This window comes from Rathayibacter iranicus NCPPB 2253 = VKM Ac-1602, assembly GCF_003149025.1.
Taxonomy (GTDB): domain Bacteria; phylum Actinomycetota; class Actinomycetes; order Actinomycetales; family Microbacteriaceae; genus Rathayibacter; species Rathayibacter iranicus.
The window spans coordinates 403,151-428,934 of the sequence record NZ_QGDV01000001.1 but is presented as its reverse complement, the minus strand read 5'-3'; the positions used below and the strand labels follow the sequence as shown (position 1 = coordinate 428,934).

The following is a 25,784-nucleotide window of genomic DNA, read 5'->3' as shown; positions in this document are numbered from 1 at the left end:
TGTTGAGGCTCGTGCACGGTTAGCTGTCGTGAGAGTACACCGGGGTGTGGCGCAGCTTGGTAGCGCGCCTCGTTCGGGACGAGGAGGTCGTGGGTTCGAATCCCGCTACCCCGACCGGTGAGAAGCCCGGCTAGGATCGCTGATCCGGCCGGGCTTCGTCGTTTCTGAGGGTCGCGTTGTTCGGACGGCTTTCCGGACAGGTAAAGCTGCCACCGCAAGAAATTGCGCCTTCGGATGTTCTTACCCGCGAATTCCCACTTTGCCCCAGCCGACGCAGGCGACACTTGAACATCGTTGCGGTCGTCCCTCGTCCGTCGTACCCGAGAGGAACACTGTGACCCGGTCGCTGACCCGCCTCACACTCGCGCTGGGAACGCCGTACCTCATCGCCCTCGCGTTCATCGCTTTTTGGCCGACCCCAGTCGATGCAGGGCTGCGCGGTGACCTCACTCGGGCGACCGCCTGGTTCGCCCGTCACGGGCTAGCCGCGGTCAACTATTCCCTGATCGAGAGCGGGGCAAATGTCGTCCTCTTCATCCCCCTGGGGCTACTGGTGGCTCTGCACGTGCGAGCGCGTCTCGCGTGGATCGCCGTCGCCGTCGGGGCGCTCACGAGCTGCCTCATCGAGCTCGGACAGCTGCTGTTCCTCGCAGCCCGATTCGCGACCCTCGAGGACGTAGCGGCGAATACAACGGGAGCGGCACTCGGTGCTCTCGTCGGGTGTGTGCTGCGCGCGATTCTCCTCGTGCGCGAACGCCGGAGGGCTGCGAAGCACAACGATGCTTTCGCGCACATTCCCCTCCGCAACACCTCCGGCGTCGTGGCGGATTCACCGACTATAGGGCGCTAAACCCCGCCCGCTCGCCGTCCGCGACCGATCAGCGGCCGAGGCCTCGATAGTCCCAGCCGGCCGCACGCCATGCGGCGGGGTCGAGGCAGTTGCGGCCATCAACGATGAACCGCTTGCCGACCCGCGCGCCAACAGCGACCGGATCGAGACCGCGGAACTGCTTCCACTCGGTCACGACCACAACAGCGTCTGCCCCCTCGAGCGCTTCATCCACGTCGGTCGTGTAGGCGATGTCGGGGTAGCGACGCCGCGAGTTCTCGATCGCCTCGGGATCGGTCGCGACGACGGTCGCGCCGAGATCGTGGAAGCGGGCCGCGACGTCGAGGGACGGCGAGTCGCGGATGTCGTCCGACTCGGGCTTGAATGCGAGGCCGAGGACGGCGATTCGGCGGCCCTCGACCGAGCCGCCGAGTCCCTCCGCGACCAGGTCGACGACCCGCTGACGGCGGCGCAGGTTGATCTTGTCGACCTCCTTGAGGAACGCGACGGACTCGCCGACGCCCAGCTCATCGGCGCGGGCCGAGAAAGCACGGATGTCTTTCGGCAGGCATCCCCCACCGAAGCCGATGCCCGCGTTGAGGAAGCGGCGACCGATGCGCACGTCGTAGCCGATGGCGTCGGCGAGCTGCGTGACGTCGGCGCCGGTCACCTCGGCAATCTCGGCGATCGCGTTGATGAACGAGATTTTGGTCGCGAGGAACGCATTAGCCGAGACCTTCACCAGCTCGGCGGTGGCGTAGTCGGTCACGACAAGGGGCGTGTGGGCGGCTAGCGCAGTCGCGTAGACCTCGTCGAGGGTCGCCTTCGCCCTCTGCCCGGCCTCGCCCTCAGGAACGCCGTAGACAAGGCGGTCGGGGCTGATGGTGTCCTGAACAGCGAAGCCCTCACGCAGGAACTCAGGGTTCCACGCGAGCGTCGCACCAGACGAGGCAATCCGCTCGGCCAGGCGCGTCGCGGTGCCGACCGGCACGGTCGACTTGCCGACGATGAGGGAGTCCGCATCGAGGTAGGGCAGCAGTCCGTCGATTGCAGCGTCGACGTAGGTCATGTCTGCCGCGTTCTCCCCGGGCTTTTGTGGGGTCCCGACGGCAACGAAGTGCACGGCGGCACCAACGACAGCGGCTGTGTCCGTTGAGAAGCGCAGGCGACCCGAGGCGACACCGGACGCCAGCAGTTCGGGCAGGCCGGGCTCGAAGAATGGAGCAGTGCCGGCGGAGAGGGCGTCGATCTTCTTCTGGTCCACGTCGATACCGATGACGTCGTGGCCGAGTTCGGCCATCGCGGCAGCGTGGACAGCGCCGAGGTAGCCGCAGCCAATGACAGAAAGCTTCACAGGGGGTCTCCGAATCGTGGCAGGTTCGCGTCGCGGTCGCGACGGTGAGGAGGAGCAGGCGATACGGCGACCGGCCGACGCGCATCACCGCGCGACTATCGCCGCGCCAATGCTCTCAGATCACGGGAGATGTCGGCGACCGCAGCGGCGATCTGCGCGGCAACGCGCTCGTGCGTGGCCTCGCTGCGACCGATCGGGTCCTCAATGTCATCACCGCTCTCGCTGCGTGGTGCCCGGCCGCGATGAGCCGCTGCAAGACGCACCACAGCACGCAGGCGCGCAACCGGATCCTCGAGAGTGGGTAGCGGAACTTCGCGGAGGACGAACGGCATAACCCGGGCGAATTCGAGCAGCGTGAAGCCGCGAAGCAGTACCGAGGGGAAGCGACGCGATGCATCAATAAGGTGATCGCGCGTCATTGTCAGCATCAGGTCGGCTTCGCCGACGAAAGCCTCACTCAGTACGGCGCTCAAGTGGTTCGATGGATCGCCACCGTGCTGAGCGGAAAAGCGCGCAGAGATCGGATCCATCGGGTAGCCATCGCGAGTCGCGACGCCGGCGCTTGCAAAGGCGAACAAGGGCGTACCCGCCGCCGATATGACGTCGGCGAGCGACGCGCGCAGGAGCTGCTCTGCCATGGGCGAGCGGCAAATGTTGCCCGTGCACACCGACAGCATCGTGAACACCGGCGCGCCGGAGTCGACGGCTGATTCGTCCGGCCGCCATCCTCGACGCGCGCGCCGGGAGGGATCGTCTCCCGGAAAGGTCATCGCGTGCCGCTCACACGGACGTCGGGGCGGGCTCGACGGCCGCATCAGGGCGGGCGCCCGAGCGAGTGGAGCCATAGTAGCTGGTGTAGTAGTACCCGTAGCCACGGCCGACCTGCCCGCGCGGCGGGACGCGGTTAAGGATGACGCCGAGCGTGTGACCGCTCACGCGCTCGAGGTTCTGGATCGCCTTGCCCAGCTCATCGGTCGTGGTCTTACCCGCCGTGATGACGACAAGGGCGCCGTCAGTCCTAGCAGTCAGGATTGCGCCGTCGGTCACGGGCAGCAACGGCGGCGCGTCCACAATAACGATCGCTTCCCGAGCAATCTCGTGCAGGAGGATGTCCATCCCGTTGGATCCGAGGAGCTCGGAGGGATTCGGCGGGATGGATCCCGCGCCGAGAATCCAGAGATTGCCGGACGGGCCCCAGGGCTGGAGCACGTCCTGCAACTCGGCCTTGCCGATCAGAAGGTCTGTGAGGCCGACCCCGGGGACGAGGCCGAAGGACTTGGCAACCGTGGGCTTTCGCAGGTCGCCGTCAACGACGACGGTGCGCTGTCCGGACGCGGCGAGGGTCACCGCGAGGTTCGCCGTCACGGTCGACTTGCCGTCGGCGGGTAGCGGGCTCGTCACGACAATGATCCTCGGCGGACTGTCGATGTTCATGAACTGCAGGTTCGTCCGCAGCTCGCGAAGCGACTCCGCCAGCGCATGTTTGCCATCGGCAGCCACGTAGTCAGTCGTGTCTGCCTCGGGAACGATGCGATTGGTCTCGCTCAGCCGCTTGTCAGTGGGCAGCGTACCGACGACAGGGAGGTCGAACAGTCGCTCGACCATCTCGGCGGTACGGATACGTCGATCGAGCGTATTGCGGACGAAAGCGTAAATAAGCCCGATGACGAGCCCGATGAGAGCACCGACCGCAAGAAAAAGCCGGGTGTTCGGGAAGGCAGGCGAAGTGGGCAGGGCCGCTGTCTGGAGAACCGTGAGAGTAACGCTGTCGCCCACCCCGGTCTCCTGGTTGACCTGCTTGACCTTGGTGGCGATTGCGCCGACCCAGGCATCCGCGAGCCTCTGCGCTCCCTCGGGTGTCGAGGCCGTGGCGCTGACTTTGAGGACGGGAGCCACCGTGTCCGGGACGACTTGGATCGACGAAATCAGCGCCGCTGGCGAGACCGTGAGCCCAAGGGTGTCGATGACGATCTGAGCGACGTCGCGCGAAGTGGCAATAGGCACGTAAGTGGCCAAGCTTGATTTAGCGACAGTCTGAGCCATCTGCTGGGTGTAGATCTCCTGGCTCGGATCGGAGCCACCTCCAGTGGCGACCGACACGAGGCCCTGCGAGTCGGCCACGAACTGCTTGGACTGCAGGGACGCCCAACCGAAGGCGACGAGGGTACCGAGGAGGATCGCCGCGATGATCGGAATCCAGTGGTCGCGAAGGAGCCGGAAGACGTCTCGTAGTTCCACTGAGTCAAGTTCCTTCGCTCTTCGAGATCACGCGGCGCGAACCGGCGACGGGTGCTGTCGAATTGTGCCACAGCGCCTGCGTGCCACCAACGGCAGGCGCATCATGCGTGCCACCCGTCGGGGGTAGGCGGACGCGCAAGGGTTCTCGTGACGACCCCGAGGTCCTCGAGTTCACTGAGAGCCTCCTCGACGGCTTTCCTGGCGTCGATGCCCGCGGGCGGTTCCCCCACCTCGGCCAGTACCGCGGCGACCAAGTCGTCCAGCCCGGGTCCCCGCTCAGCGAGACGCCAGATTACCGGGCCGATGCCGGACAAACGCACAAGAGTATCGACGCAGAAGAGCAGTAGTTGCCCGTCGGGGAGCAAAACCGCATCGTCGGCGGGCGACCGGACGATGGCTCCGGGAGGCGCGTCATCGACCGCCTCGAGCGACACCGGGACAACCTCGTTCCATACCGACGGGGCCACGGCGCCGAGTTCAGCGAACGTCTCCTCCACCAGCCGAACGACGCTCGCGGCCTCGGAGTAGACGAGGCGCCGGACCCCGCCGAGCGCGGTCACGGTGCGAATGAGATCGGTGATCGGGCGGGACCGAGCCGACAGATACGACGTCTGTGGTACGAGGTCTTCGATCGCGTCCACTGGATCGACGTGCTCGAGGCGTGGCGCTTCGAGCACGTCGCGGCGCTCGAGCAGGATCACCCCCGCGAGGGTAAGGGGCGCATCGGGCACCGGCCGGAGATCGAGCGCGTCGGGCGCCAACTGCGCCTTGGGAGCTGAGCCGGTCAGCGGCTTCACCGAGAGCGGCTTCGGATAGGCCAGCACTCGGCCCTCAGGAGTCACCGCCACTGTCTCGTCCGTGACGTAACCGAAGCGCGCGCCGAGCGCGCGCGCAACCGTGGTCTTGCCGGTACCGGAGGCGGCAACGAACGCCAGCACACGACCAGACTCGTCGGCGACTCCACACGCGTGCAACATCAGCAGCTCGTGTCGACGCGCGCCGATCGCCTCCACTGTGAGGGTCGATGTGAGCGACTCCTCGAGCTGGGCGAGGTTAGTGGTCGAGACCTGCACCGTCTCGCCGTCCGTCGGAGACGCGACCGCGGCGACCTCGGCGAGGACGTCACGAGACGCCGCATCAGGCTCGGCCGCGCAGGACGCCCAGCTGGCGACGATCCTGATCGCATCGTCATCGGTGATGCCCTGGCCGAAGACGACGCGGAACGGCGTCTCGAGCACTGACACCGTCATAATCCTGGGCGCTTCCGCCCTCACGCCGGCGATCAGTACGCCCCGTCCCGCGCGAGCACAGCGCGCGCCGTCTTGAAAAGAATGACAATATCGCCGGTCATTGACCAGTTCTCCACGTAGTAAAGATCTAAGCGCACGGTGTCCTCCCAGGACAGGTTAGAGCGTCCGCTGACCTGCCAGAGCCCAGTGATACCAGGCTTCATCAGGAAGCGGCGATGCACGTGCTCCTCATATTGCTCGACCTCGCGCGCCAACGGTGGGCGGGGTCCAATGAGTGACATGTCACCGCGGAAAACATTGAGGAATTGGGGCAGCTCATCGAGACTGAAGCGGCGAAGGACGGTGCCGACGCGCGTCACGCGCGGGTCCTTGGCCATCTTGAACAGGATCGAGTTGCCCTCGGCCCGCTGCTGCGACGCGAGGGCAGCGAGACGTGCCTCCGCATCGACAACCATCGAGCGGAACTTAAGCATCTCGAACGTCGCACCGTTCAGCCCAATCCGCTCCTGCCGGAAGAGGACGGGACCCGGGCTGGTCACCTTGACCAGGACCGCGACAGCGATGAGAACGGGTGCGCTGAGCATGATGAGAAGCGTCGAGGCGAGGATGTCGAACAGGCGCTTCGCGAAGCGCTGTCGGCCGTCGAAACGCGGAGTTTCGACATGGATCAGCGGAAGGCCGGCGACCGGGCGGGTATGGATGCGGGGGCCGCCGATGTCGGTGAGGCTCGGAGCCACGACCAGGTGCTCGCGCCCCGGCTCAAGCGTCCAGCTCAGCTCCCGGATGCGCTGCGGTGCGAGTTCGTCCGAGCTAGTGACCACGACGGTATCCGCTCCGGTCGCGTCCATCACCGCTCGGACGCCGTCCACCCCGGTGAAGCCATGGACCGCGAGGCCGGAGAGTTCTTCCTCGCCCTGCAGCGCCTCCGCACCGCCGACCGAGGTCGAGACGGCACCGACCAACTTGTAGCCGGCCTCCGTGCCTCGACGCAACTCGCGAGCCGTGTGCAGCACACTCGCGCGGGAGCCCAGCAACACGACCTGGCTGGAGAAACGACCGGAGCGGCGCTGGCGAGTCAACCACGACCGCCAGAACAGGCGGCCTGCGCAGAGCAGGATGATGCCGGCTGGGAAGGCCGTGATGATGTATCCGCGCGCCAGCAGGATCTGCAGAAGGTAGGCGATGATCGCCACGATCCCGAACAGCCAGATGGACGAGTCGACGACCCGGCGGTACTCGACGTAACCCGTGCCGACGATGCGGCGGTCGCGACTGTCGAAGACCTGGAGCGCGACGAGCCAGCCCAGCGAGAGCACGATGGAGACCCACGTGTAGCTGATCACGATGTCTGCCGGGTTCTTGAAACCGACGTCGGAGCTGAGGTCTAGGTCAAACCAATAGAACTGAGTGCCGAACACGGAGACGACGATGGCGATCACATCCGAGATCAGCAAACGTCGACGGTAGTCCTGCTCCCACGACGGGCGGCGCTTCGGCGTGGTTCCCTGCGCCGTCATCGATTCCCCCGACCTTTCCTGCTGCTCCGAAAGGCGGAGTTCCGTTTCCGGTGAAGTCACGTCGCCAGGCTACCCACTTCCCCGTTTCCCGTGGGTATCCAAGCCCCAACGGATCGTCCTGTGGTCATCCGCGGAGCCGCCCGCGACTCTCCTGGAGGTAACACGCGCCGCACAGAGACTCGTAGGTCACCGCCACTCCGTCGATCGCGAGCTGATCGCCATCAAAGACGAAACGTCCGCCGACGACGCGCCCGTTGAAGATTGCTTTGCGCCCACAACGGCAGATGGTCTTCAACTCCTCGAGGCTGTGCGCGATCTCGAGGAGCCGCCGACTCCCCGGGAAGGCGGCTGTGCGGAAGTCTGTGCGGATGCCGTAGGCAAGTACCGGCACGTTCTCGAGGATGGCGATCCGGAGCAGATCATCGACGTGCGACTCCGGCAGGAACTGCGCCTCGTCGACGAGTAGAGCGCTGATATCGCGCGCCGTCCTGGCGAGCACCCGGGCGCGGGCGGCAGCGAAGACGGCGACCGGATCGCCGTCGGGCTCGAACAGAAGGTCGACAGCACGAGACACGCCGAGGCGCGACACGATCAGCTCATCGCCCTTGGTATCGACCGCCGGCTTGGCGAGCAGCACCTGGTGACCACGCTCTTCATAGTTGTGCGCGGCCTGAAGGAGAGACGTACTCTTCCCGCTGTTCATTGCGCCGTACCGGAAATAGAGCTTCGCCATCAGGTCTCCTCGGGGCGGGTGCAGCGGCGGCCCCGGTACGAGACAGCCATCATTCGAGGAACCCGTCCTCGCCGGCGCGTCGGACGAGGTCGACGCGCCGACTCGCGGATCGACCGACCTCTTTGTACTTCCGGCGCACTCGCCGCAAATAGGTCTTTGCGGTCTCGAACCGCACATTCATCGACGCCGCCACCTCGGGAGTGCTCGATCCCGACGCGTACAGCCTCAGCGCCTCCAGTTCCCCGGCACTCAGACGCGGTCGCCGGAGCACGGCGACTCCCGACGGAAGCGGCCGCCACTGCACCGCTGCGACGGCGTCCGTGCGCATCGCGAGAGCGGCCCGGGTTTCCTCCAGCAGGACGCGAGTCGGTCGGGACCTGCAGAGGTGCAGCACGGCGCCCGCCCGAAGCACACGTTCGTTCATCGCACGGTCCTCGCTCGCGGAGAGGACGACGACCGCTGCGCCCGCTGCCCGGCAAGTACGGACCCGCGCCTCGAAAGAGATGGGCTCGTCAAGCTCGAGATTCATGATGACGACCTGGGTGGGAAAGGCCGCGCTCGTGACGAGTTCCAGCCAACTGCTGGCGCTGACCGCGAGCTCGAAATCAGGGGCGTGTTCGTCAATCCAGCCGCCCCTCTCGGCAAGGAGGCCCTCGTGAGCATCGAGCAGACCGAGACGTACCCGCCGCGTCATCCCGTCGTTGGCGCTCCGAGTGGAGGAGCCGCCCGAGGGCTCACCGGAGCGGGTGACCATGCGGACGATCCTAGCCGCGGCACGACGGAAGGCCGGCTCAGAAGAGGGTCGGCTGGCCGACTCCGGGCAGGATGGCGGCGCGGTCGGGGCCGAGTTCGCCCATGAGCAGGCCGTCGCGCTGAAGGGTGCCACGCTGGCCGCCGAGTGCGCGCAACGTGCCCAACGAGCCGAGTGCGGAGGAGCGTACGGAGCCGGTAGCCGGATCCTCCTCGCCACGCTCGAGCCGGTGATCGCGCATCAGGGGCCGGATTCTCGCGGACAGCCAGCGGCGGTACTCCAGTGGCGCGTATGCAGCGCGACCTGGATAGAGCGAGCGGTACCGGTCGAGTAACTCCGGGTGCTCCTGCGAGAGCCAGTGCAGGAACCACTCCTTCACGCCGGGCTTGAGGTACAGGGTCGAATACATGATGGTGCTCGCGCCAGCCTCGCGGCAGGCACGCAGCGACGCGTCGAGATGCGCCCGGGTGTCGGTGAGAAACGGCAGGATCGGCATCAGAAACACCGAGCAGTCGAACCCCGCCTCGCGCGCCGCGGTGACCGTGGCTAGGCGAGCCGCCGCGCTCGGCGCTCCCGGCTCGACAGATCGCTGCAGCTCCTCGTCGTACACCGCTATCGACACTCCGAGATCGACCGGAACGTGCTCCGCCGCCTCCCGCAACAGTGGCAGGTCGCGCCGCAGAAGCGACCCCTTGGTGAGGATCGAGATCGGCGTGCCTGAGGCCGCCAGCGCGGCGATGATGCCCGGCATCAGCCGATAGCGGCCCTCGGCCCTCTGGTACGGGTCGGTGTTCGTGCCGAGCGCGACGGGATGCCGCCCCCAGCTCGGGCGGGCCAACTCGCGGGCGAGGACCTCCGCGACGTTGACCTTGACGACGATGTGCGAGTCGAAGTCCCGACCGCCGTCGAACTCGAGGTACTCGTGGGTGGGCCGGGCGAAGCAGTAGGTGCAGGCGTGCGTGCAGCCACGCATGGGGTTGATGCTCCAGCCGAACGGCATCTGTGACGAGGTGTGCACCTTGTTGAGCGCGGACTTCGCCAGCACCTCATAGAAGGTGATGCCATCGAACTCCGGAGTGCGCACCGTCCGGACGAGATCGGTGAGCTTCACGAGACCGGGCAGCGCGGCCTCATCCGCCGCACCGATCGACTGCCCGTTCCATCTCATGCAGCTATTAGAACATACGTTCGAACCTCTCGCGCATTCGAGGCGCCGCGCGAACTAGACCGCGGCGGAGAGTTCCAGCGCCTCGGCCGTCGCCGTCACCGTCCGCTCGGCCTTGTCGGGTGCATCGTTCAGCGTCGAGCCGTAGCTCGGCACGAGCGCGCGAATCCGGGGCTCCCAGGCCGTCATCTGCTCAGGAAAACACTTTTGCACGATGTCGAGCATGATGGGCACCGCGGTCGAGGCGCCGGGCGAGGCACCGAGGAGACCGGCAATCGTGCCCTCTCCCCCGGTGATGACTTCGGTACCGAACTGCAGCACTCCGCCCTTTTTGTCGTCCTTCTTCATCACCTGCACGCGCTGGCCGGCCGTAATGAGGTACCAGTCCTCGTCGCGGGCGGTGGGCAGGAACTCGCGCAGAGCCTTCATTTTCTTGCCACGGCCGGCAAGAACTTCGCCGATCAGGTACTTCATCAAATCGAGGTTGTCGCGAGCCACAGCAAGCATCGGGCCGATGTTGTGCGGACGGATGGAAAGCGGCAGGTCGAGCCACGAACCCCGCTTCAGGAACTTGGGAGTGAATCCGGCATAGGGGCCAAAGAGGAGCGAGGACTCGCCATCGACGACCCGTGCGTCAAGGTGCGGTACCGACATCGGGGGCGCGCCGACCGCGGCCTTGCCGTACACCTTCGCTCTATGTTGAGCGACCAGCTCGGGATTGTCGGTGCGGAGGAACTGACCTGAAATCGGGAAGCCGCCGAAGCCCTTGATCTCGGGAATGCCCGACTTTTGAAGGAGGTGCAGCGCCCCTCCACCGGCGCCGACGAAAACGAAGCGGGCGGTGACACGCTTCGGCGTGCCTCCAACCGCCTGCTTGAGGTCGAGGCGCCAGGTGCCATCCTTCTGTCGTGCAATGCGAGTTACCTCGTGGCCGGTGTCGAGAGTGCCGCCGCGAGCGACCACGTGGTCGAACAGCTGATGTGTGAGCGAGCCGAAGTCGACGTCGGTGCCAGCGGGCATGCGGGTCGCCGCGTAGGGACCGCCGCCGGCGGGACGCTTCTCCATCAGCAACGGCGCCCACTCGTGGATGGTCTTGATGCTCTCGGTGAACTCGATACCGGCGAAAAGCGGCTGGTCCTTGAGCGCCTGATAGCGCTTGCGGAGGTACTCGACGTTCGCCTCACCGTGCACGAAGGTCATGTGCGGAGCCGGATTGATGAAACTGGAGGGTTCGCGAATGTCGCCCGACTCGACCAAGCTCGACCAGAACTGGCGTGAGATCTGGAACTGTTCGTTGATCTGGATCGCCTTGGCCGGGTCGACGGAGCCATCGGTCGCCTCGGGCATGTAATTGAGTTCGCAGAGGGCAGCATGCCCCGTGCCCGCGTTGTTCCAGGGGTTCGACGACTCCTGAGCCACATCACCGAGGCGCTCGTACGCCGCGATCGTCCAATCGGGCTGCAGCTGGGTGATCAGCGCGCCAAGAGTGGCGCTCATGATGCCCCCACCGATGAGGGCGACGTCGACCGGTTCCGAGGAGCTCACAAGGATCGAGTTTACCGTTGCTTCGGTCGAGGACGGCCGGGCGAAGGTGCACTCGCCCGTTAAATTCGTGGCTTTTCCACTCTCAAGGTTCCAACGCGCTCGGCCTCAGCCCCGCCACGAGTCAGGCGACGGGCTGCTTCGCCGCTATCAGTTCGGCAATCTGCACCGCGTTCAACGCCGCGCCCTTGCGCAAGTTGTCGTTGCTGATGAAGAGAGCAAGACCGCGACCCTCCGGAGCGCCCTCGTCGGAGCGGATACGGCCGACGTAGCTCGGGTCCGTGCCCGCCGCCTCGAGCGGCGTCGGCACCTCGCGGAGGACGACCCCTGGAGCATCGGCGAGCAGTTCGCGCGCTCGATCCGGGCTGAGCGCCCGCGCGAACTCGATGTTCACCGAGAGCGAATGGCCGGTGAAAACCGGCACGCGCACGCACGTTCCCGAGACGAGCAGGTCGGGGAGTTCGAGGATGCGGCGGCTCTCGTTGCGGAGCTTCTTCTCCTCGTCAGTCTCGTTCGAGCCGTCCTCGACGAGGCTCCCGGCGAAGGGGATCACATCGAAGGCGATCGGGGCGACGTACTTCTCGGGAGCAGGGAAGGCGACCGCGGAGCCGTCGTGCACAAGGTCCAACAGGTGCGAGTCGGCAACCGCGGCACGGACCTGGCCGGCCAGCTCGTTCGCGCCGGCGAGACCGCTGCCTGAGACGGCCTGGTAGGTGCTGACGATGAGGCGAGTGAGGCCGGCCTCCCGGTCGAGAACCTTGAGGATCGGCATCGCGGCCATCGTCGTGCAGTTGGGGTTGGCGATGATGCCCTTGACCGCCTGGTCGATGGCATGCGGGTTGACCTCGCTGACGACCAGCGGCACTTCGGGGTCCATCCGCCAAGCACTCGAGTTGTCGATCACGGTGACTCCGGCCGCGGCGAAGCGGGGCGCCTGCGCGCGCGAGCCCGTCGCTCCGGCCGAGAACAGGGCGATGTCGAGGCCTTCGGGGTCGGCGGTCTCGACATCCTCGACCACGACGTCCTCGCCGCGGAACGGCAGCGTCGTACCTGCCGAGCGGGCGGTGGCGAAGAATCGGATCGACGCGACCGGGAAGTCGCGCTCGTCGAGAAGGCGGCGCATCACCGTGCCGACCTGTCCGGTCGCGCCGACGACTCCGACGTGAAGGGGGGTGCTGCTCATGCTGTGCTCTTTCGTCCGTGCGGCGCGCGGGCCGCTCCTGGCGGAGGTACCGAGGGAGACGGTACCGGGGATCCGACGGATCGGGTCGATCCCGGACGTCAGCGGCCGGTGCCGGCGTAGACGACGGCCTCATCGTCGCCGTCGAGGCCGAAGGCGGTGTGCACAACGCGTAAGGCATCGTTCACCGTGTCCGCTCGAGTCACGACCGAGATGCGGATCTCGCTGGTCGAGATCATCTCGATGTTGATCCCCGCCTCATATAGGGAGCGGAAGAGCTTGGCCGAGACGCCGGCGTTGGTGCGCATTCCGGCGCCGACGAGCGCGAGCTTGGCAATCTGGTCGTCGTACTGCAGTGATTCAAAACCGACCTCGACCTTCTCGGCGTTGAGCGCCATCAGGACGGTCTGGCCGTCGGCCTTGGGCAGCGTAAACGAGATGTCCGTGCGGCCGGTTGCCGCAGCCGAGACATTCTGCACGATCATGTCGATGTTCGAGCCGGTCTTGGCGACAATCGTGAAAATTTGCGCCGCCTTGCCCGGGATATCCGGTACTCCGACGACGGTGATCTTCGCCTCGTTCAAGTCGGCGGCGACTCCGGCGATGATGGGCTCTTCCACGGCTTGTCCGTTCTGTTCGGCGCCGGCGATCTCGGCGTTGTAGACGATCGTGCCCTCATTGGGGCTAAAGGAGGAGCGCACGTGAAGCGTGACTCCGTGGCGGCGGGCGAATTCGACGGCGCGGATGTGCAGCACCTTCGCGCCGGCTGCGGCAAGCTCGAGCATCTCCTCGCTCGAGATGCGGTCGAGCTTGCGGGCCTTCTTGACGACGCGCGGATCAGCCGTGAAAACGCCATCGACGTCGGTGTAGATCTCGCAGGTATCAGCGCCGAGGCCGGCGGCGAGCGCGACCGCCGTGGTGTCGGAGCCGCCCCGGCCGAGGGTCGTGATGTCCTTCGTGTCGCGATTAAAACCCTGGAAGCCCGCGACGATGACGACCGCGTTCTGGTCGAGCGCCTCGCGGAGGCGGACCGGCGTGATATCGACGATGCGAGCCGCGCCGTGTTGACCATCGGTGATCATGCCGGCCTGGCTACCGGTGAAGGACCGGGCCTCGTAACCCATGCTCTTGATAGCCATTGCGAGCAGAGCCATCGAGATCCGCTCGCCGGAGGAGAGGAGCATGTCGAGCTCGCGCGGAGCCGGGATCGGCGTCACCTGATGAGCAAGCTCGAGCAAATCATCAGTCGTGTCGCCCATCGCCGAAACGGCGACGACGACGTCGTTACCGGCCTGCTTCGTGGCGACGATGCGCTTCGCGACCCGCTTGATGCTCTCCGCGTCGGCAACGGAGGACCCGCCGAACTTCTGGACGATCAGGCTCACGCGTTACTCCCGGGTCGGTCGGTGGGCCACCGTCGCGACCCGACGGCCGAGCCTACCGGTGGAGACATGCCGACGGGACCACGGAGAGGAGCGGAGCTGCCGAGTCAATTCTCGACCAGGCGGCGCCCCTCGAAGGCGCGGCCGAGGGTGATCTCGTCGGCGTACTCGAGGTCGCCGCCGACCGGCAAACCGGAGGCGAGCCGGGTGATGCGGATGCCGAGGGTGCTGAGCATGCGCGAGAGGTAGGTGGCCGTCGCCTCGCCCTCAAGGTTGGGGTCGGTTGCGATGATGACTTCCTGCACCTCCCCATCGGCGAGGCGTTGCAGCAGTTGACGGATGCGGAGCTGGTCCGGGCCGATACCGTCGATCGGGCTGATAGCACCGCCGAGGACGTGGTACAGCCCACGAAACTCGCGGGTGCGCTCGATCGCCGGGACGTCCTTCGCCTCCTCGACCACGCAGATAACCGCACGGCTGCGACGCGGGTCGCGACAGATGCCGCACGTCGCCTCCTCGGCGACGTTGCCGCAGATGTCGCAGAAGTGCACACGGTGACGCAGTTCGAGCAGGATCTCGGCCAGGCGGGTGACGTCGAACGTCTCGGTCTGCAGGATATGGAACGCGATGCGTTGAGCCGATTTCGGACCGATGCCGGGGAGTCGACCGAGTTCGTCGATCAGCTCCTGGACGATGCCTTCGTACATATGGTCGCCTCCTCTCGGGGATGGCGGACAGGAAGCGCCGCCGGAACGACGGCGGGACGGTTGACGATGCTGGGAGTCATGCTCCGGTCACCCGGGGTCCGCGCGGCGTGTGCGGCTGCTCCTCGATGAATTGCGCGCCGAGGATCTCGCGTACCACGGCCTCACCGTAACGCTGCCGCCCGTCAGCAGTCGCCGCGCGGGTGGTGCGGGTCGCGGGGCGAGCGGCGGGCGCGGAACGTTCCGGAATCACGCTCGTTCGGGGCCGGGTGACGGGCTCCGGAGCGGGCTCTCCCGGAGGAGAGACCGTGGCCCAGGAGTCGGGCATCGACGGCTCAACCGGCGGCATGTCCTCCTCCGGCGGCTCCTCGTCGAGGGGGGGCGCGGTGTCGGAGGGGGGCTCGTCAGTGGTCGACCGGCGAGCGTGCTCTGCGGAGGCGGCCTCCGGCCTGGCAACAACCTCAGCGGCAGGCACCGGTGCGGGCTCTACCGTGGGCACAGGGGTCGGATCGGTAGGAATGGCGACTGTCGTCCAGCCGTCATCATCGCGCGGGCTTTCACTGGCGGGTGGCGGCGCGGTCGGCGTCTCGACCGCGGCGCGCTCCGCCTCCGGGGCCGCGGCGCGCGGCTCGACTCGGGCAATGTATTTGACCCTCAGGCCGAGGACCTGCTGGATCGCCTGTCGCAGGTACTCGCTGACACCGGGCTGGCCCGCAGTGCCGGGCATCTTGAACGATTCGACGTCGTTCTGGCTCGGGAACGAGAGCGTGAGCACATCGTCCTGCAGCGCGCGGACTTGCGCGGTATAGGCGACGAGCCAGGCCGTCATCTTCGCCTTTTGCACGACCTCGAGGATCTCGGGCCAGGTGTCCTTCATGCGCTGGAGGGAGATCCCGCCGTCAGTGGGAGGCGCTTCCGGCGTCGTGCGGGAGTCGTCGCCGTCCGAGACCGGGGCCGGCGACGGCGCACGTGCCTCCTGGGCAGGATCCGGCGGCGGTGCTTCCGGCCGTGACCGCTGCTCCGGCGCTGTCACTGGAGGCGCTTCAACCGCAGTGGCGGCCGTGACCGGCGCCTCGGTGCGTGGAGCGGCGGCGAGTGACTCCGGCACGGATCCGGGGTTCGCGGCGTGGGATGCTCGCGACCGCTCGCGGACATTCGTCGGCTGGGTTGGGGGCTGCGCGGCGGCGGGACGAGACGCCGCGACATCTCGAGCGTGCTCCTCCTGACGCGGCGCCGGGGCGATGCCCGCACCGGTGCCGTGGACGAGCGTGCGTGCGATCATCAGCTCGAGGTGGAGGCGCGGCGAGGTCGCGCCGGTCATCTCGGTCAGGGCGTCGTTGACCACGTCGGCGATTCGCGAGAGTTCCGCCAGGCCGAGTGCGCGCGACTGGCCGGCCATTCGGTCGAGTTCGTCCTGTGAGACGCCGCGGAGCACGGCGGAGGCAGCGCCTCCCGTGGCCGCGACGACGATGAGGTCGCGCAGCTTCTCGAGCAGATCCTCGACGAAGCGGCGGGGATCCTGGCCCGTCTGGATGACCCGATCGACCGCTCCGAACGCCTCCGCCGAGTCGTGCTCCGCGAGCGCGTCGATGACCTCGTCGAGCAGTGCGCCGTGCGTATAGCCGAGGAGCGCGACAGCTCGCTCGTACTCGATGGTCTCGGCCTCGGAGCCGGCCATCAGCTGATCGAGGAGGGACAGGGTGTCGCGGACAGAGCCGCCCCCTGCGCGAACCACCAGCGGCAGCACACCAGCGGCCACGTGCACGCCCTCCCGCTCGCAGAGCTCCTGCGTGTAGTCGAGCATCTGCGCCGGCGGGACAAGGCGGAACGGATAGTGGTGGGTACGGGAGCGGATCGTGCCGATGACCTTGTCGGGCTCGGTCGTGGCGAAGATGAACTTGACGTGCTCCGGCGGCTCCTCGACGATCTTGAGCAGGGCGTTGAAGCCCTGTGGCGTCACCATGTGCGCCTCATCGAGGATGAAAATCTTGAAACGGTCGCGGGCGGGCGCGAAGATGGCGCGCTCACGCAGGTCGCGCGCGTCGTCGACTCCGTTGTGGCTGGCGGCGTCGATCTCGACCACGTCGAGCGAACCTTGGCCCTCACGGCTGAGTTCGATGCAACTCTCGCAGACACCGCACGGGATGTCGGTGGGGCCGGTAGCGCAGTTGAGGCAGCGGGCGAGGATGCGCGCCGACGTGGTTTTGCCGCAGCCGCGCGGACCGCTGAAGAGATAGGCGTGGTTGACGCGGTTGGTGCGGAGCGCGGTCATGAGCGGATCGGTCACCTGGGACTGGCCGATCATCTCGGCGAACGTCTCGGGCCGATACCGGCGATACAGGGCTGCAACCACCCGTACAGAGTAGCCGCGACCTCCGACACCGCCCCGGCCGACTCCCGCACTCAGGAGCGGCTCATCCGCCCCGACCCTCCGCTCCACCTCGACCGCGCCCCTCCCACCCCACGCCACACCCCCCGTCTCCTCCCCCAACCCGACGCCCACAGGACGAGACACAACCCAACGCCCACAGGACGAGGCACAACCCGACGTCCGCAGGACGAGACACAACCCGCCGCCCACAGGACGAGACACAACCCGACGTCCGCAAAACGACCCCCAAGTCGATGTCCGAAGGACGAGGGCACGACCCGTAATCGCGTGCCAGCGATTCCGGGCAGCCCGACGCTCCCCGCTCCTAGGAACGCACCCCCCACACAAGCCAACCGCGGTCGTGTAGCGGCTCCGCCGCTACACGACAGACAAGCATTGCCGCGCAATCTCCAGTTCTTCGTTCGTGGGAATCACGAGGACCGCGACGCGCGAGTCGTCGGTCGAAATGCGGCGGGCACCGCTGTCTCGGGCGATATTGCGTTCGTGGTCGAGTTCGATGCCGAGCCCTTCAAGGCCGTGGAGGGCGCCGGTGCGGACGGCAGCGACGTTCTCGCCGACTCCTGCCGTGAAGACGATGGCGTCGACTCGGCCGAGCTGGGCGTAGTAGGCGCCGATGTAGTGCCGGAGCCGGTGGTAATAGACGTCGAGTGCGGCGCGGGCCTGCTCGTTGCCTGCCTCGGCCGCCTCCTGCACGTCGCGCATATCGCCGCGGCCGCTGAGGCCGAGCAGGCCACTGCGCCGGTTGAGGAGTGCGTCGAGATCGTCGATCGAGAGCCCGGCCTTGCGAACGAGGTGGAAGACGACGGCCGGGTCGAGATCGCCCGAGCGCGTTCCCATGACGAGGCCTTCGAGCGGGGTCATCCCCATCGACGTCTCGACGGAGGCACCGCCGTCGACGGCACAGGCGGAGGCTCCGTTGCCGAGGTGCAGCACGATGGTCTTGAGGTCGGAGCGGCGACGACCGAGATACGCCGCGGCTGCCTCCGACACGAACTTGTGCGAAGTGCCGTGGAAGCCGTAGCGCCGGATGCGGTGCTTCTCTGCGAGTTCGATCGGGAGGGCGTAGCTCGACGCCGCGTCGGAGATCGTGTGGTGGAACGCGGTGTCGAAGACGGCGACGTGGGTGACGTCCGGGAACGCCTTCTGCGCCGCCTCAATGCCCTCGAGGTTGGCGGGGTTGTGCAGCGGTGCGAGATCGGCGAGGTCCTCGATGTTGATCTTGACCAGGTCGGTGACGACAGTGGGCGCGAAAAAGCGCTTGCCGCCGTGCACCACGCGGTGGCCGACGGCCACAGGAGGGAATTCGTCGAGGCTCGGGCCGTGCTCACCGAACGCGCGGATCATCGCGGAGAAGCCCGCGGGGTGGTCCGGGATCGGCGCCTCGACCTCGAACGACTCCCCATCGCGGGTGTGCTTCATGCGGCCGGTTTCCTCACCGATCCGCTCGACGAGGCCGCTGGCGAGCGTCTCCTCGGTGGTCATTTCGATGAGCTGGTACTTGAACGACGATGAACCGCTGTTGACGACGAGGACGACGGACATGAGGGACTCCTGGGGGATCGGGGTCGGAAGGGGCGGCGACCGGCCGCTAGCGCACGACGGGGATGGCGGAGGTCGGCGGGACGATGGCCTGCGTGGCGGCCTGGATGGCCGTGATGGCGACGGTGTTGACGATGTCCTGCACGAGGGCGCCTCGTGAGAGGTCGTTGACCGGCTTCCGGAGGCCCTGCAGCACGGGGCCGATCGCCACGGCACCGGCCGAGCGCTGCACGGCCTTATAGGTGTTGTTGCCCGTATTGAGGTCCGGGAAAATGAACACGGTTGCGCGGCCGGCGACCTGCGAGCCAGGCATCTTCGAGGCGGCGACCGCCGCATCCGCCGCCGCGTCGTATTGGATCGGCCCCTCGACGAGCAGGTCGGGTCGGCGCTCACGCACCAACGTCGTCGCAGCACGGACCTTCTCGACGTCGGCCCCGGCTCCGCTCTCGCCGGTGGAGTAGGAGAGCATCGCGATGCGCGGGTCGACGCCGAACTGCTGTGCCGTCTCGGCAGAAGAGATCGCGATGTCGGCCAGCTGCGCCTCCGTCGGATCGGGATTGACCGCGCAGTCGCCGTAGACGAGGACCCGATCGGCGAGAGCCATCAGGAACACACTCGACACGACCGAGACGCCTGGGCTGGTCTTGATGATCTCGAAGCCGGGACGGATGGTGTGGGCCGTGGTGTGCGCTGCTCCCGAGACCATGCCGTCGGCGAGCCCGAACTGGACCATCATCGTGCCGAAGTAGGAGACGTCGGTGACGGTGTCGTACGCGTGGTCGTACGTCATGCCCTTGTGCGCGCGGATGCGGGCGTACTCCTCCGCAAATTGAGCGCGGTGCACGGGATCGAGGGGGCTGAGCACGCGGGCGCCGTCGAGGTCGAGGCCCAGGCCAGCCGCGCGAGCGCGGATCTCGGCCTCCTCGCCCAGGATCGTCAGCCGCGCGATGCCACGCTTGAGCACAGTCGCAGCGGCACGGAGGATGCGGTCGTCGCCGCCCTCGGGCAAGACAATGTGGCGATCAGCGATGCGGGCGCGCTCGATCAGGCCGTACTCGAACATCAGCGGCGTGACGACCTCGGATCGGCCGACGTCGAGCAGGGTGAGCAGCTCGACGACGTCGACCGCCTCCTGGAACAGCGCGAGCGACGTGTCGCGCTTGCGTGGCGAATCGGCGGCGAGGCGCCCGCGAGCGGCAGTGACGCGGACTGCGGTGTCGTAGGTGCCGAGCTCGGTCATGATGATCGGCAGCCGGGTGTCGATTCCCTCGATCAGACGCACGATCGGCTCGGGCAGTTCGAACCCGCCGTTGAGGATGATGCCCGTGACCGTAGGAAAGGTGCCGGAGGCGTAGGCCATGATCACCGCGAGGACGACCTCGGGTCGGTCGCCGGGGACGATGACCACTCCGCCCTCGGTCAGGCGCGGCAGGACATTGACCATCGACATGCCGGCGACGACCACTCCAAGCGCCTCGCGACCAAGCAGCTCGGGGTCGCCGGCGACCACGACTCCGTCGACCGCCTCGACCAGGCGAGACAGGCTGGGAGCGACGAGGTAGGGGTCCTCACGGATCGCCCAGACGGGCACGGACGCGGGGATGCTCTCGTGGATAGCGGCAACCGCTTTGGACGCGGTGCCCGGATCGGCGCGGTTGGCGATCACTCCGATCAGGCTCGCATGAGCCGTGCGCAACTCGACCGAGGCGAGCTCGGTGATCTGGCGCATCTCCTCGGGCGTGCGCGCGGGCGCCTGACCGAGCTGCTCGCTCCGAGAGGGGTCGCGGCCGGTGAGTACGAGCAGGACCGGCGCCCCGAGGTTGGCGGCGATCCGGGCGTTGTAGCCAAGTTCGGTCGGGCTGCCGACGTCGGTGTAGTCGGAGCCGAGAATGACGACCGCGTCGCACTGCCCCTCGACGCCCTTGTAGCGCTCGACAATGCGCGAGAGTGCGGCCTCGCCGTCGGCGTGGACGTCCTCGTAGGTCACACCGATGCAGTCCTCGTAAGCAAGGCCGGACTCGGCGTGCCCGAGGAGCATCTCGAGGACGTAGTCGGGCTCGGAAGTGGAGCGCGCGATCGGTCGGAAGACGCCGACGCGCTGCACTCGGCTGCTGAGCGCGTCGAGGACGCCGAGGGCGACCGTGGACTTGCCAGAATGACCTTCGGCGGACGAGATGTAGATGCTCTGAACCATCGGGGTCAGCCTACCGAGGGGGTCGCTGCGGCTGGCTGGGCGTCAGGCATCGGCGGGGAGGGCATCGAGGCGGAACGGGCTGTGGAGGGACGTCGTGGTCGCCGCGTGCCGGCAGCGCGAGCCGTCTCGGCGGAACGGCCTCTGTGTTAATAAGGAAAGACCCCCCGCGCACCCGCCAGAGCCCGGTTACCCTTGCTGCGTTTCCGCCCTGGGGGAGTTGGCCTGGATGGCGCCACGCGGGGAGCCGGGAGATAGTCTAACCGACGTCGACGTCCTGCGAGCGCGGCCGGGACCGGTCGTGGTCGGCAGAGGGGTCCGACACCGGCTAGTATCGATGAGTCGCGGCCACGGTCGCGCCAGGAGGATTCGCCTAGTGGCCTATGGCGCACGCTTGGAAAGCGTGTTGGGTGAAAGCCCTCGGGGGTTCGAATCCCCCATCCTCCGCGAACGGTGTCCGTAGCTCTCGCCAGCACGGGCACCGTTTTTGTGTTGTTGGCGGAAGTCAGCGAAGCCGGGCACCCGACCCGCTCCACGACAACCCAGACGTTGACGTCGGCACTCGCAGTAGCGGCACACCCGGACCAGCAGCTGGGTTGGTCGCCGACTGAGGGGCTCGTGGGCGACACGGCGGGTCTTCGTGTTTCTCGGGATGCCCTCGCACCCGCACCGGCGGCACCAGCCGTCTGGCTCGACGACCCGACACTCCAGGACAGCACGATCTGGTTCGAGGTACTGCCCAACAGCTTCGAGACCGAGCACGTCGAGGCCGCAAAACGTCGTCAGATCGGGAGTCGCGAAGGCAGCGTGAGACATATCGAGGTCTTCCGGACGGGCTGTGTGAGGACTCCCATCATCGGAAGACCTCGACCCCATCCCGGCCAACGACACGGTTACCTCACACGCGTCTGCCTGCACCCTCGTTTGCGATGAGCCCCTATGCTGGCACCGTTGGCGCGGCGGGAGCCGCTGGCGCAAGGGCGGCGAATGCACATCGGCTTCCGAACTTCAGGTGGACGTGGAGAGTACGAGGTTGTGGGTAGTCACTATGCCTACAACGCGCTTGGCCTCGAGGGATTCGCTTTCCATATGCGGTGGCCGGATGGCATAGTTCGCGACACTGGCTTGATGCTGGAAGCTGCCGAGAGCGGAAAGCCCCGACTGCGATCGATGTGGAGTCCACCCTTCCAGATCGGTCGAATGATTGCGTCCATGTTACTTCTCCCGGACCCACGCCGCGAATTTGCGCAGACCAACGAGGGACTACCGGTTGCACGCGATAAAGGATACATTCTCTCGCGAGTGGGCTTTGGGCCAGAAACAGAGATAACAGGCATGGCCGACATGGTCACAATCGTCCCGTCGTTTGTCAATTTGGACAACACTACAGACAAAGAGTCAATCGGCGTGAACCACCGATTTGACCGCATTTCGACGATCTACGCAGTCGGAGACATTCTCCCCTGGGACGTCAGAAATGCGCTTTTTGAGCATAGAGACTATCTCGCGAGTGGGGAGAACGTTGATATCACTCTCACAAGGATAGTGTCGAAGCTCCTGAAATCCCTAATCACTGTCGTTCCTACTATCGTGGAACAGGAGAGGGATCCCCTCAGGGTGCTTGAAGAGATGCTTGAGATCGTGCCTCCCCGCCTGCCCTCGCTTCCGCCACCCGACGAGATCGGCGAGGAGGAGCCGTTTGTCAGTGCTCGTTCGGCGAACCAGTACCGTTTGGCAAAGATTCGGGGGACGTCTGGGCGCAAATTCAGTACCCTTGTGCACGCCGCCTACGCAGGCCGTTGCCTCTTTTGCGGCGCTGTATACGGTGGTGTTCCCGGCGTGAGGCCAGGAGTTGACGCTGCGCATATCCTCGCCTGGAGCAAGTACGATCTGGACGTCGTGCCGAATGGTATGAGTTTATGCAAGCTTCACCACTGGGCATTTGACGCTGCGCTCTTGGTTCCAGAACTAATTAATGGGCGGTACGTGCTTCGCTTCACGGAGTTGTCCGTCGAGTTCGAAGTCCACACCATCAACAAGCTCGGCCAGAACGGTTTTTCTATTCCTGAGAGTTGGCTCCCCGCCGAAAAACAGCTCTGGCCGAGCCAGAAATATCTCGATCGGCTCTATGCCGATTTAGCTATCAGTTTCTTGGAATGAACACGAGCCCCGACGAGCGCAGAGCCAACTTGATCGACAATTCGCTTGCCAATCCACTCTACTACCGGGACGGATACGGCATTTCCGCACGCGTGATATCGGGCGGAATCAAGGGTGTTCACATTCGAAATCTCATGGACCGGCATCGTCCAGTCGTCAGGGAACCCTTGGAGTCGCTCCGTCTCAAGAGGAGTCAGCCGACGGACCCTTCCGTCCGGGTAGGAGACGTAGTTTCGAGACCAGTCGGTTCCAGTGTGTCGAGCGGATTCAGCGTAGAGACAATGTGCGAGCTTTTTGACGAACCCTTGCTTAGGATTTCCAACGCTGATCGCAAAGGGGGAAACAAGTTTCTCCCCATTCGGTCGGCTCTTCTCAGAATCCCGGTCGCCGCATTCGGGCTCAAAAAGTATCGATCCGGCGGCGTCTGTCCCTCTAAGAGATCCGACAATGAAGACTCGAGTGCGGCTTTGGGGGACGCCGAAGTGTCGACTGTCAAGAACTCGCCATGCGACACCATACCCGATGTCGGCCAACGTCCGTAGGATGATTGCGAAATCTCGTCCGTCATGGGAAGAGAGGAGTGCCGCAACGTTTTCGAGGACAACAACTTCGGGGCGACGCGCTTCAATAAGCTTCGCAAAGTCGTAGAAGAGACCAGACTGCTTGCCTCGGAGTCCGCTTCTCGGACCCATTCGAGCGAGGCTAACGTCTTGGCACGGGAATCCTCCGACCCAGATATCCGCTTCGGGGATGTCATTTGGCTTTACCTCCGTAATGTCTTCGGCGCGGGGAACCGCAGGCCAATGTTTTTCGAGAATGTCAAGGCAAAACGATTTCTTCTCGCACTGCCACACGGTTTCCATACCGGCGTTCTCGAACCCGAGATCGAACCCGCCGATTCCTGCAAAGAAGCTCGCAACGCGAAGCTTCGGTTCCGATGCAGCCCTGTCGTCCATGGGGGGCAGACCGACGAGGGCATGCTCTTCGATCGTGGGTGCGTTCGTTAACAGCGTCACCGGTTCTCCAACTTCCTGTAGCGTGAGGCCAGCGTTGGTCGGGCACCGACCTCGGCAGTTCGCTTCCGTAAGCTTACGAGACACGCGCCATCCCCGAGAGGGGGCGCGCCACTTGTCATGTACCGGACCGACCAATTCGTTCCGACCGCATCGGTGGGAGCAGCGCGGTCGTGACACTCGGTATGCCCGATCCGCGCGCAGCTCGTCTCATTCGCGCCGTGCTGGTGCTGGCCCGTAACGCAATTGCGGGCCAGCACCAGCACGCGCTACCCCTTCGGCGGGTTCGGATCGTTCCCGTATGAGTTCTTCTGGCCGATCAAGCCGTCCCCGTTACGGGCGGTGTGCTCTAGACTATGCTCCTGCGCCATGCCTCGGCCGACTGCCTGCTGACCAACCTTCGTACCGCCCGCGTGGGCCGCTCGCGAGCTACCTTCAACCTTCGACTTCCACTCACCGTTTTGGTAGTAGGTCGAGATGCCTCCCTTTGCCATGCTGTTCACCTCATGTTGTGGTAACTGGTGCCATGGTGCAGCAGACCACCGACATTGAGTTTCCGACCGTCAGCGTCAATCCCCTAGAGTCGTTCCGACGCCGCTCATACTCTCGCCCGCATGGGTGGCGTTTCGTCGTCCGCGCCACCGTTGCGTCGCACGGATGGAGATTCTTCAGGCACGCGGAACCGGTCGAGCAACCGCTTCGTCTCCCACGAGGGGTTCTAAAGCCATCGCGTAGGCTCCGCGAGCGGTGTCCGTTGCTCTCGCCAGCACGGGCACCGTTTCCGTTCGTCCGGGCTCCCCGATGTGCCACGGCGTCGGTCACGCCTCCGCGCTGTCGCGTACGCCTGCTGGGGCTTTCGGCCGGCGCAAGGGCGGAGGGGACCTCGCGGCCCCGGGCTCGCCCTCGGTCACAGCCCGCCGTCCGGTCGGATCCGCCCGCACGGTGCGGCGTCTCGCGGAGAGGCACGGCCGCTCGTCCCGCAGCGGACATGCACCGCCGCGGACAGGCACGGGCTCCGATGGGAATTACTCGGCAATACGCCCGAGCCATTCGTCGAGGAGCAGGCGCTCCCCCGGGCTTAAAGGCTCGATCTCCGGGAGGGCGGTGCGCAGCGCGACAGCGTGCGCGACGACTGCGCGGGCCGCGGGATCGGTGGGGCCCGCCTCCGCCGTGATGATTGCCGCGAGGACGGACTCGCGCGAGCGGGACGAAAGTTCGTCGTCGGGCACGGCGAGCGCGGCCAGGGTGAGGGTGCAGCCGAGGGCGGCGGACTGGAGCATGCGCGAGGCGCGGTCGACGTCGACCATGAGCCGGCCAGCCTCGGCGATGGCGCGGACCGCGTCGAGGAGGACGCCCCGGGACAGGCGCGCGGCCTCCGATTCTTCGCGCGGCCGGGCGGTGAACATCAGTGCGTAGAGGTGCGGCTCGGCAAGACCGAAGGCGACGTGGTGGTCCCATGCGGCACGGAGAGCGTCGATGGGGTCGGCCGGGGCCTCGCTCCGCGCGAAATCGGCAAGAGCTGAGGCGAAACCCGCGGCGGCGGCGGAGTCGAGTAGCCCACGCAGGTCTCCGAAGGTGCGGTAGATGGTGGGCGCCTGCACTCCTGCCGCCGCGCTGATAGCCCGCGTCGACACCGCATCCCGCCCGCCCTCGGCCAGCAGCTCCACCGTCGCCCGGAGGATGCGCTCCCGCGTTGTCCCGCTGTCACTCACAGCTACCGACGCTAACACGCACCCGTTAGCACCCGTTGCTCTGCGAGATGCCGCTCTTCGGAGGTGGGCGCGCTGCGGCGGGAGCGCTCGGCGGCCTGGTCGGCGACGCAGCCGGCCATCGAGAACCGCCAG

At 66.3% G+C, this 25,784-nt stretch carries 20 protein-coding genes, 2 tRNA genes, 1 other RNA gene and 1 pseudogene; 4 read left to right on the top strand and 20 right to left on the bottom strand.

From position 1 onward, the window contains the following. The first annotated feature begins 40 nt into the window (after window positions 1-40). Together B0H03_RS02075 and B0H03_RS02070 are read left to right on the top strand one after the other, a co-directional pair. Window positions 41-114, top strand: a tRNA-Pro gene (locus B0H03_RS02075). 220 nt (window positions 115-334) lie between these two features. Continuing rightward, window positions 335-850, top strand: a complete 516-nt coding sequence (locus B0H03_RS02070) for a VanZ family protein (protein WP_160487213.1) — start codon at window positions 335-337, stop codon at window positions 848-850. 28 nt (window positions 851-878) lie between these two features. Here the strand turns inward: B0H03_RS02070 and B0H03_RS02065 are convergent, their stop codons facing one another. The 16 genes from B0H03_RS02065 to ffs form a co-directional block, all read right to left on the bottom strand. Beyond that, window positions 879-2,183, bottom strand: coding sequence for a UDP-glucose dehydrogenase family protein (locus B0H03_RS02065; protein WP_104263651.1), 1,305 nt, complete (start codon window positions 2,181-2,183; stop codon window positions 879-881). A gap of 95 nt (window positions 2,184-2,278) precedes the next feature. Continuing rightward, on the bottom strand, window positions 2,279-2,860 hold the full coding sequence (locus B0H03_RS02060) for an arsenate reductase/protein-tyrosine-phosphatase family protein (protein ID WP_258061851.1): 582 nt from the start codon (window positions 2,858-2,860) through the stop codon (window positions 2,279-2,281). Window positions 2,861-2,963: 103 nt separating this feature from the next. Beyond that, window positions 2,964-4,421 carry a tyrosine-protein kinase domain-containing protein gene (locus B0H03_RS02055; RefSeq protein WP_104263649.1) on the bottom strand — a complete coding sequence of 486 codons (1,458 nt, stop codon included), beginning with the start codon at window positions 4,419-4,421 and terminating at the stop codon, window positions 2,964-2,966. Between the two features lie 101 nt (window positions 4,422-4,522). Continuing rightward, window positions 4,523-5,665, bottom strand: coding sequence for a PqqD family peptide modification chaperone (locus tag B0H03_RS02050; RefSeq protein ID WP_160487211.1), 1,143 nt, complete (start codon window positions 5,663-5,665; stop codon window positions 4,523-4,525). A gap of 38 nt (window positions 5,666-5,703) precedes the next feature. Further along, a complete protein-coding gene (locus tag B0H03_RS02045; protein WP_241560485.1) occupies window positions 5,704-7,248 on the bottom strand; it encodes a sugar transferase in 1,545 nt (514 codons plus the stop codon). A gap of 64 nt (window positions 7,249-7,312) precedes the next feature. Continuing rightward, window positions 7,313-7,921, bottom strand: coding sequence for a thymidine kinase (locus B0H03_RS02040; protein ID WP_104263646.1), 609 nt, complete (start codon window positions 7,919-7,921; stop codon window positions 7,313-7,315). Window positions 7,922-7,970: 49 nt separating this feature from the next. Beyond that, entirely contained in the window at window positions 7,971-8,675 is a 705-nt protein-coding gene (locus B0H03_RS02035) for a response regulator transcription factor (RefSeq protein ID WP_237399268.1), read from the bottom strand. Between the two features lie 37 nt (window positions 8,676-8,712). Then, window positions 8,713-9,840 carry an Rv2578c family radical SAM protein gene (locus B0H03_RS02030; protein WP_104263645.1) on the bottom strand — a complete coding sequence of 376 codons (1,128 nt, stop codon included), beginning with the start codon at window positions 9,838-9,840 and terminating at the stop codon, window positions 8,713-8,715. A gap of 54 nt (window positions 9,841-9,894) precedes the next feature. Continuing rightward, entirely contained in the window at window positions 9,895-11,382 is a 1,488-nt protein-coding gene (locus tag B0H03_RS02025; RefSeq protein WP_104263644.1) for a malate:quinone oxidoreductase, read from the bottom strand. A gap of 121 nt (window positions 11,383-11,503) precedes the next feature. Next, entirely contained in the window at window positions 11,504-12,562 is a 1,059-nt protein-coding gene (locus tag B0H03_RS02020; protein ID WP_104263643.1) for an aspartate-semialdehyde dehydrogenase, read from the bottom strand. Between the two features lie 98 nt (window positions 12,563-12,660). After that, window positions 12,661-13,944, bottom strand: a complete 1,284-nt coding sequence (locus B0H03_RS02015) for an aspartate kinase (RefSeq protein ID WP_104263642.1) — start codon at window positions 13,942-13,944, stop codon at window positions 12,661-12,663. A 104-nt stretch (window positions 13,945-14,048) separates the two neighbouring features. Beyond that, complete coding sequence (gene recR / locus B0H03_RS02010) at window positions 14,049-14,648, bottom strand: recombination mediator RecR (RefSeq protein ID WP_104263641.1); 600 nt, start codon at window positions 14,646-14,648, stop codon at window positions 14,049-14,051. Window positions 14,649-14,724: 76 nt separating this feature from the next. After that, a complete protein-coding gene (locus B0H03_RS02005) occupies window positions 14,725-16,998 on the bottom strand; it encodes a DNA polymerase III subunit gamma and tau (protein ID WP_104263713.1) in 2,274 nt (757 codons plus the stop codon). Between the two features lie 396 nt (window positions 16,999-17,394). Further along, a complete protein-coding gene (locus B0H03_RS02000; RefSeq protein WP_104266465.1) occupies window positions 17,395-18,579 on the bottom strand; it encodes an acetate/propionate family kinase in 1,185 nt (394 codons plus the stop codon). A 46-nt stretch (window positions 18,580-18,625) separates the two neighbouring features. Beyond that, on the bottom strand, window positions 18,626-20,770 hold the full coding sequence (gene pta / locus B0H03_RS01995) for a phosphate acetyltransferase (protein ID WP_104266464.1): 2,145 nt from the start codon (window positions 20,768-20,770) through the stop codon (window positions 18,626-18,628). Window positions 20,771-20,922: 152 nt separating this feature from the next. Then, an RNA gene (gene ffs, locus B0H03_RS01990) (signal recognition particle sRNA small type) lies at window positions 20,923-21,019 on the bottom strand. Between the two features lie 110 nt (window positions 21,020-21,129). On the opposite strand from ffs, the gene B0H03_RS01985 reads away from it, so the two are divergent. Continuing rightward, window positions 21,130-21,214 (top strand) — tRNA-Ser (locus tag B0H03_RS01985). 105 nt (window positions 21,215-21,319) lie between these two features. Here the strand turns inward: B0H03_RS01985 and B0H03_RS01980 are convergent. Beyond that, a pseudogene (locus B0H03_RS01980) lies at window positions 21,320-21,583 on the bottom strand (ISL3 family transposase); the annotation flags it as partial. Window positions 21,584-21,979: 396 nt separating this feature from the next. Here B0H03_RS01980 and B0H03_RS01975 point away from each other — a divergent pair. Further along, window positions 21,980-22,927 carry an HNH endonuclease gene (locus B0H03_RS01975; protein WP_160487210.1) on the top strand — a complete coding sequence of 316 codons (948 nt, stop codon included), beginning with the start codon at window positions 21,980-21,982 and terminating at the stop codon, window positions 22,925-22,927. On the opposite strand, the gene B0H03_RS01970 is transcribed toward B0H03_RS01975, so the two are convergent. The 3 genes from B0H03_RS01970 to B0H03_RS01960 all read right to left on the bottom strand — a co-directional run bounded on the left by B0H03_RS01970 (window position 22,894) and on the right by B0H03_RS01960 (window position 25,652). Continuing rightward, window positions 22,894-23,943: a DNA cytosine methyltransferase gene (locus tag B0H03_RS01970; RefSeq protein ID WP_241560484.1), complete on the bottom strand. Its 1,050-nt coding sequence runs from the start codon at window positions 23,941-23,943 to the stop codon at window positions 22,894-22,896. The genes B0H03_RS01975 and B0H03_RS01970 overlap by 34 nt on opposite strands. Window positions 23,944-24,209: 266 nt before the next feature. Then, on the bottom strand, window positions 24,210-24,434 hold the full coding sequence (locus tag B0H03_RS01965) for a DUF2188 domain-containing protein (RefSeq protein ID WP_104266462.1): 225 nt from the start codon (window positions 24,432-24,434) through the stop codon (window positions 24,210-24,212). 531 nt (window positions 24,435-24,965) lie between these two features. Continuing rightward, the gene (locus tag B0H03_RS01960; protein ID WP_104266461.1) at window positions 24,966-25,652 is read right to left on the bottom strand and encodes a TetR/AcrR family transcriptional regulator; all 687 of its coding nucleotides are present in this window, start codon (window positions 25,650-25,652) and stop codon (window positions 24,966-24,968) included. Window positions 25,653-25,784: the final 132 nt, after the last annotated feature.

Coding starts and splice junctions, on each gene's coding strand:
- B0H03_RS02060 (WP_258061851.1), bottom strand. CDS start 2,860: ATGCTGTCGGTGTGCACGGGCAACATTTGCCGCTCGCCCATGGCAGAG.
- B0H03_RS02040 (WP_104263646.1), bottom strand. CDS start 7,921: ATGGCGAAGCTCTATTTCCGGTACGGCGCAATGAACAGCGGGAAGAGT.
- B0H03_RS02035 (WP_237399268.1), bottom strand. CDS start 8,675: ATGGTCACCCGCTCCGGTGAGCCCTCGGGCGGCTCCTCCACTCGGAGC.
- B0H03_RS02030 (WP_104263645.1), bottom strand. CDS start 9,840: ATGAGATGGAACGGGCAGTCGATCGGTGCGGCGGATGAGGCCGCGCTG.
- B0H03_RS02020 (WP_104263643.1), bottom strand. CDS start 12,562: ATGAGCAGCACCCCCCTTCACGTCGGAGTCGTCGGCGCGACCGGACAG.
- recR (WP_104263641.1), bottom strand. CDS start 14,648: ATGTACGAAGGCATCGTCCAGGAGCTGATCGACGAACTCGGTCGACTC.
- B0H03_RS02000 (WP_104266465.1), bottom strand. CDS start 18,579: ATGTCCGTCGTCCTCGTCGTCAACAGCGGTTCATCGTCGTTCAAGTAC.
- pta (WP_104266464.1), bottom strand. CDS start 20,770: ATGGTTCAGAGCATCTACATCTCGTCCGCCGAAGGTCATTCTGGCAAG.
- B0H03_RS01975 (WP_160487210.1), top strand. CDS start 21,980: ATGTTACTTCTCCCGGACCCACGCCGCGAATTTGCGCAGACCAACGAG.
- B0H03_RS01965 (WP_104266462.1), bottom strand. CDS start 24,434: ATGGCAAAGGGAGGCATCTCGACCTACTACCAAAACGGTGAGTGGAAG.